This window comes from Bacillus sp. JJ1764, assembly GCF_036962145.1.
Lineage (GTDB): Bacteria > Bacillota > Bacilli > Bacillales > Cytobacillaceae > Neobacillus.
The window spans coordinates 1-6,849 of sequence record NZ_JBALNY010000028.1 but is presented as its reverse complement, the minus strand read 5'-3'; the positions used below and the strand labels follow the sequence as shown (position 1 = coordinate 6,849).

Sequence of the window (6,849 nt, the reverse complement as noted above, 5' to 3'; positions counted from 1 at the left end):
GGTACCTTTCAAACTTTTCCTTCTTTCACTTTATAAACTATTGTCATCATTTCTCTTTTTGCGAATAAAAATTGGTATTATTTTCCCGTTTTACCTAGCAGGAATAGATTGGTATAATGTTGCTTATGATAGATTTGGGAGGATGCAGCAATGACTACATTTGAAAAATTAAAGCCAATTATTGCAGACCAACTCGGTGTAAAAATGGAAAATATTAGACTGGATGCTTCATTCAAGGAAGACTTTGAGGCTGATTCACTTGATATGGTGAACCTGACCATGGAAATTGAAGATGAATTCGCAATTGAAATCAGCGAAAAAGTGGCCGCCTCTCTTCAAACAGTTGGAGATGTTGTTGAGTTTATTGAAAATCGTAGCAAATAAATGGACCACTGGGTTGAACACAACACAATAGCCTTCTGTTTTCTTAAGCAAATGAAAAATCCACCTTACTGGGTGGATTTTTTTCAATTTAAAAAAATATGAAAATCTTTTTAATTATTATCAGCAATCAACTGATCAATTTCTTTAGGATTGAGATAATTTGTTGAATTTGCTCCAGTATTTACTATTGCTGTTCCCCCTACATTATATGCTCCGGAGCCAGCATACCCCTTTGACATATTCTTAGGAGTTAAAACCAAGCTATCACCGAATTTGACAATAGCAAATGTAGTGACGTTATCAATTTGTATGGGTCCACAAATATTTACAGGCATTAGTTACAACCTCTCATTTATCATTATTTTTAATTATTTCCAGCAATCGGCTGATCAATTACATTGGGATCAATATAATTTGTACTGCTTATAGCTGTATTTGTCATAGCCAAAAATGCAGTGTTAAATGCTCCTGCTCCCGCAAGAGTCTTAGATGCAATTTTTGGTGAAACAACCAAGCTATCACCAAACTCCACTACGCCACTTGCACTGATGGTGGTAATTTGTATGGATCCAAAAATATTTGCAGGCATTGGTAGGTATCCTTTCAGTTAAGTTTAATTTCAATATATGCTTTTAGCCCTGTTCTTGTTCTTGCTCTTCTTTAATGTTACTACCAAAAACAATAGATATCATGGAACATAATAAACCTAATAGACATACTTTAGTGTATAAATGGGTAAAGGAAGTTGACTAAAATGGCATTTGACCGAGGTAAAATTGATATAGGGGAAATTACAGGAGGGGTTGTCAATTTTGACGGTGCCCTAGTTATTTCTCCCAAAGGCGCTTCAAAGGCTGCCTATGGTGGAGGTTCCAACAACACTGCCCTTTTCTCTTTTACTTTTACTGGTACAAATTTAACGAATACGATTGCAAATGATTTCCTTGATCAACCAATAAGTGGCAATATCTAAAATAGGAGAAAAAATAGTGCATGAAGTAGAGCCGGAACCTGTTAGTGAACAGGAATTCGGTTTTTTTTGTAAAAAAGGATTAAGTGTTGATACATAAAGCCCTTTCTGTTTTTTGAATACTTAGTGTTTAAGAACAACAATTCACCATTTATCTCGCTGATAAAGAAAAATGCAGTAATTTAATGTAACTTATTGCTCACTGTTGGATCTATTAAATATGTTCTATAAGATACTGGAACAAATTACATTTTTAAAGATCACTTAAAGAGTGTTTTAAAGCGGTTTAACTTATCAGGAATTAACCTTTTTAAAACCAAATTTATTTAGCAACAAGCCTAATGTAAGTCCAAAAATGGCGGCACTGACAATATGGGAATAATAGTCATTGATAGGTCGAATAGGGATATATTTACCTTCTACAGTTGCTGTAAATAAAAGTTCACAAAATAACCAAGCCAGTAAGCTGCAAAATGCAGTTTTTATAACTAAATAGTTTGAACCCAACTTTTCATATAGTAAGTAAAGTAAGATGGAAAAAACACTCCCTACTAAAAAATCTACAATGATTCCAATGATTAATTCAGGCCTGTTAAATGTAATAACAAGACTTGCCAATTCAAAAATACCATACTTACCAATGCCGAGGTAAACAAAGATCCTCGACGTGATCTCACCTGGTATCGTTGACATAACTCCCAATAAACCAATTTTTAATACCTTATCTTGGATCATATCATCAGTTCCTTATTCGAAATGTGGATAAATTTAGTGTACAAAGGTATCTATAAATTTATACATTAAAAACACCATTCTTTCCAAGAAAGGCATTATTATCGCTTTGAGGCGTAAAGTGGATTTGCCACTCTCACTAAATCTGCATATTCGATTTTTAACTCTTCAAATGCTTTCAACACTTTCAAAGGAAGATCGACGTGTGCAATATAATTTTTTCCGTTAGGGCCGTAGCCATTTGAATCATCTAATAATCGTGGAATTTCTCCCATCAATAAGGAAATATATCGTTCTACATCCCATATACCCCAAATACCTGTTGGTTCAATAACTAATTTTTCACTTTTAACTTTCACTTTAACCTTATACGAAGCAAAATTTATGACTGTAACCTTTGAATCTTGGAGATATTTACGAAAAACGGCATCCATTCTACGTTGCATCGTTGAGTCTTGAACTATGATCATATTGTTTGGGGAAAGATGATTTTGACTCATAATCTCTAACGCATAGGTAACGTTATTTCCACAATTAGTGGAATGACGCTCAATCAAAATGTTGTTAATATTGTATTTCCATTTTATATAATCACTCATTAGATCTGCTTCTGTTTTCCCAGCAGTTACAATTTCGGGATAGGCCTTATGCATTTCTTGACGTAAACTTTCTGTCGTATGTCCTTCTCCACCAACAATCATCAAATTTTTGGCAATATGATTTGTTATGGCTTCCCCCACTACGTCACAGCCGTAGGCGATACTTCCTCCAAATAAAATGAGTAAATCGGTTTGGGAAACTTGGTATTTTTCTTCTAAAGCATTTCTTGATAAAGTTTCAATATCCCTCATTCCAAGAAAGTCACTTAATATATTGATGTTTTCAGCCATCTTATTTAAATCCATGTAATGCCTCCGAATAAAATACGAGTTTTAAAACCAATTATAACAAAGATCCCCCTCACCCTTTAAATGGAACAGAAAAATAAAAAAAGCGATCCTTCATCATCGAAGAATCGTCACTCTGTTCTTTACATTCATATATCACTTAGGTTTACTTCTTTTTTCGTTCTTGTGCCTGCATGGCCTTTTTTTCAAGACCACTAGTGGCAAATTCAACATCAGTCTTCATGAGAGCTGGATTATTTTCGGATTTTCTATTTTTATTTTTCGCCATATTAACAACACACCACCTAATGAATTTGTAATGAAGATAGTATTATTGTTTTCTTTAAAGTGGTTACTATGCATTCGATCTTATATAACAATAGGATCATAAAATTACTTTTTCAAACCAGCCGCAAAAAATGGTCCATTGATCGTAATAGTTGATAGGATTCGGGCTATTTCCTCTGGGGTTTCTTTCCCCTCCTTCACCAACCATTGTTGAATGACACCTATATGGGCAGAGGCAATATAGGATACTAAATATTCTTCTGGGACAAGTAAATTTTCTTTTTTAATAAGATGTTCCTTATGAAATAACGTATTCCACATGAAGTTTTTTAGGTTTGTTGCGAAAGATAAGTCTCCTTTTGGTCCCAGCATGGCTTTCATAAATTTTCTATTTTTATTTATAAATTCAATAATTAAAGTAATCAAAGCAAGTGGCCTTGTGCTTGTAGGGTTGTTCCCAAGCTCTTCCACCACACTAGGAAAATTCAGTTTAGCAATAGTAGACATTTCAAGCATAAATTCTTCCTGACACTTCGTCATTAAATCAAATTTATCTTGATAATGGATATAAAATGTCCCTCGATTGATCTTTGCTCCGTTTGTAATATCCTTTACCGTAATGGATTCGAATCCTTTTTCCTCAATTAACTCCATAAGCGCATCTTTTATTGATTGTTTTGTACGAATCACACGCTGATCGGCATTAAAATCTCTCATGGCCTATCCTCCTAAACTTTACTCCATATATTCCTAAATACTGCCTGTAAATAAACCTTTTCTGACTATTGAACATTGCTATTAATAAATAAATTTAAACAACACGTTGTTTATTTAATATAACGAAATATAAGGTGATAGGACAAATGAAACTTTTAAAGAAATACAGATTTGGTGTATACCAATCTAAAAATTCGCTCATTCCTTCACAAAAAATCCATATATTCCCTATAAAAAGTAGTTTACAATGAAATGGTAAGCTAATTTCAATGGAAGGAGATTTTTTTATGCCTCAAACCACTTTCAAAGCAACTGCACATTTGCAAAAGGGTGTCCAAGTAAAAGTGAAATCAAGGAATTTTGAAGTAACAGTGGATGAACCACCTAGTTTGGGTGGAACAGACACGGGGATGAATCCAGTGGAGCTCGTATTGTGTGCCTTAGGAGCTTGTCAGGCTATTTGTGCTGCTAGTTTTGCGAATAAATTTGGCATTAAGTTTAATGACTTCTGGATTGAATTAGAAGGAGATCTTGATACGGATGGATTTATGGGCTTCTCAGATGTCCGTAACGGATATAGTGAAATCCGATATAACGTTCATATTGATACAGAAGAACCGCTTGAAAAGGTTGAAAAATTTGTTCAGTTTATTGAATCGAGATGTCCTGTTGGGGATACACTAGCCAATCCTGTTACTACCAAATTGAATAAAATCATGATAGATCGTAAATCTCATATTTAGTAGATTTATTGTCCATATAATGAAGATTATATAAGAATTTAAACAGAAATAGTTCTATTTGTGCCGAATTTTCGGCAATAGTGCTAGTTTTTTGGCGATAGTTTTAAGAATTTCACTGTGACAATAGTAGAAACCCAAAATGAATATGGTGACGTCTTTTTACCAAATGGATCAAGACTTCTTCCCTCCTAAGATGCCGAATTTTCGGCATCTTTTTTTGCTCTAAGAAGCCATTTCACACTTAGAAGAGGGCTCATTTTCCGTGCGAATGGAAAATTCAATCAATTCAGACTAGTCCTCATGCGCTTTTAGGGTTGATGGTGTAAATATGGTACACATCTTGCAATAACTATAGGCAGGACGCAATCCACAAATAGTACTACGTACAGGGGGAATGAAAAAATGATTTCGACAAAAACAACTCTTTACAACACAAATTTATTAACATTTGACCACACGGAGGCACCATTATATGATGCCCTTTGTGAATATGAGAAGAGTAAACGAATATCCATGCATGTTCCTGGGCATAAAGATGGACGTGTTTTTGATGAGGGCGCGCTAAGTCATTTTTCAGGAATACTAGGTCTCGATACAACGGAATCCGTCGGAATTGATGACTTGCATCATCCAACTGATTTTATCGCAGACGCACAAAACTTAGCTGCTGAAGCCTTTGGGGCCGATCATACTTTTTTTCTTGTTGGTGGGAGTACAGTAGGAAATCTAAGTATCGCTCTTTCCTTATGTGGACCTGGAGACAAGATTCTTGTTCAACGTAATATGCATAAATCGGTTTTCCATGGTTTACTGCTCGCAGGTGCCCATCCCATTTTTATCGCACCTGCCATAGAATCAACAACGAAAGTGGCGATGGTTTCTGATATTGCCTATATTGAAAAAGCATTAATGGAACATTCGGATGTTAAAGCGGTTTGGATTACAAATCCAAATTACTATGGAATGAGTAAGGATATTTCTCGTTTAGCTGATACCTGCCACAGACACGACATTCCATTAATTGTGGATGAAGCCCATGGTGCCCATTTTGGCCAAGTAGAAGAAGTACCGCCTTCTGCCCTTTCAAAAGGAGCTGATATCGTTGTACAATCGACACACAAAATGCTTACAGCTATGACAATGGCCTCTATGCTTCATGTTAAAGGGAATCTTGTTTCCCGAGAGCGGATCGCCCAAGTTCTGGGAATGCTTCAATCGACAAGTCCCTCCTATCCACTACTCGCTTCCTTAGACGTTGCCAGACGATATTTAGTCACCAAGGGAAGAAGTGAATTAAAGGAAACGGTTAAAAAACTAGAGGAAAGAAGAGTAGCTTTAAACCAAGAATTAAAGGCTTTATCCATTTGGGGTGGAAGTGAGGAAATTGATCGTTGGGATCCATTGAAATGGATTATTTCTTGCAAGGATGAAGTGGCTACCGGTTATCAGCTCCTGGATATGTTCTATGAGGAAGGTTGTACAGCTGAAATCACCGATCCGCGTAATATCGTCTTTTTATTCTCCATACACGAGAAAGAAGAAAATATTGATAAAGTGGTGGCAGCCATTAAAGCCATTGATCAGAAACTCGAAACATGGACAGAAGAGGTGGTTTGTAACGAAGATCGAGAAGCTGTTCTCTTTATCGAAGAGGGTTCGTTATATAAGCAAAATGTTTCGTTGCGTGACGCCTTCCATATGCCTCGGAAGAAAGTGGCAATTGACAAGGCAGTAGGAAAAATATGCGGAGAGATGGTGATCCCCTATCCTCCTGGAATTCCACTCTTAACACCTGGTGAAGAAATCACCGCGACACATATTCATTCGATCAAAACATTAATCGAAATGGGAGCGTACTTCCAAAGTCCATCCGACCATTCGTTAGAAGAACTTTATGTTCTTGAATAAAAAAAGGGTATTTTTCACTAGAAAATGGGTCAAAAAATATTGAGAAATCTAAGGAGGAAAACAATCTATGCCGCATGACGCCAACCAATCATCTGCATTATCTTTAATGGATCTCACTAATGAGCCCGAACAGGATCCCCCCCAGGAGTTAAAACGCAAGCTAAAATCACGGCACTTAACCATGATTGCTCTTGGGGGCACGATTGGAACAGGTATATTT

10 protein-coding genes are annotated in these 6,849 nt (G+C 36.0%); 4 read left to right on the top strand and 6 right to left on the bottom strand.

Annotated elements, in window-relative coordinates:
• Window positions 1-150: 150 nt before the first annotated feature.
• Window positions 151-384, top strand: a complete 234-nt coding sequence (gene acpP / locus V7083_RS04355) for an acyl carrier protein (RefSeq protein ID WP_335475756.1) — start codon at window positions 151-153, stop codon at window positions 382-384.
• A 110-nt stretch (window positions 385-494) separates the two neighbouring features.
• Here acpP and V7083_RS04350 read toward each other — a convergent pair whose 3' ends face one another.
• Window positions 495-719: a spore germination protein gene (locus V7083_RS04350; protein ID WP_335475754.1), complete on the bottom strand. Its 225-nt coding sequence runs from the start codon at window positions 717-719 to the stop codon at window positions 495-497.
• Window positions 720-748: 29 nt separating this feature from the next.
• Window positions 749-973 carry a spore germination protein gene (locus V7083_RS04345; RefSeq protein WP_335475752.1) on the bottom strand — a complete coding sequence of 75 codons (225 nt, stop codon included), beginning with the start codon at window positions 971-973 and terminating at the stop codon, window positions 749-751.
• A gap of 165 nt (window positions 974-1,138) precedes the next feature.
• Here V7083_RS04345 and V7083_RS04340 point away from each other — a divergent pair, with 165 nt between their 5' ends.
• A complete protein-coding gene (locus tag V7083_RS04340; RefSeq protein WP_335475750.1) occupies window positions 1,139-1,357 on the top strand; it encodes a spore germination protein in 219 nt (72 codons plus the stop codon).
• Window positions 1,358-1,648: 291 nt separating this feature from the next.
• Here V7083_RS04340 and V7083_RS04335 read toward each other — a convergent pair whose 3' ends face one another.
• The 4 genes from V7083_RS04335 to V7083_RS04320 all read right to left on the bottom strand — a co-directional run bounded on the left by V7083_RS04335 (window position 1,649) and on the right by V7083_RS04320 (window position 3,978).
• The gene (locus V7083_RS04335) at window positions 1,649-2,089 is read right to left on the bottom strand and encodes a hypothetical protein (protein ID WP_335475748.1); all 441 of its coding nucleotides are present in this window, start codon (window positions 2,087-2,089) and stop codon (window positions 1,649-1,651) included.
• Between the two features lie 98 nt (window positions 2,090-2,187).
• A complete protein-coding gene (locus V7083_RS04330) occupies window positions 2,188-2,991 on the bottom strand; it encodes an ElyC/SanA/YdcF family protein (RefSeq protein WP_335475747.1) in 804 nt (267 codons plus the stop codon).
• Between the two features lie 148 nt (window positions 2,992-3,139).
• Entirely contained in the window at window positions 3,140-3,262 is a 123-nt protein-coding gene (locus V7083_RS04325; protein WP_335475745.1) for a hypothetical protein, read from the bottom strand.
• A 104-nt stretch (window positions 3,263-3,366) separates the two neighbouring features.
• Window positions 3,367-3,978 carry a TetR/AcrR family transcriptional regulator gene (locus tag V7083_RS04320; RefSeq protein ID WP_335475743.1) on the bottom strand — a complete coding sequence of 204 codons (612 nt, stop codon included), beginning with the start codon at window positions 3,976-3,978 and terminating at the stop codon, window positions 3,367-3,369.
• A gap of 287 nt (window positions 3,979-4,265) precedes the next feature.
• On the opposite strand from V7083_RS04320, the gene V7083_RS04315 reads away from it, so the two are divergent.
• Complete coding sequence (locus V7083_RS04315; protein ID WP_335475741.1) at window positions 4,266-4,721, top strand: OsmC family protein; 456 nt, start codon at window positions 4,266-4,268, stop codon at window positions 4,719-4,721.
• 402 nt (window positions 4,722-5,123) lie between these two features.
• Window positions 5,124-6,629, top strand: a complete 1,506-nt coding sequence (locus tag V7083_RS04310) for an aminotransferase class I/II-fold pyridoxal phosphate-dependent enzyme (RefSeq protein WP_335475739.1) — start codon at window positions 5,124-5,126, stop codon at window positions 6,627-6,629.
• Window positions 6,630-6,849 lie beyond the last annotated feature (220 nt).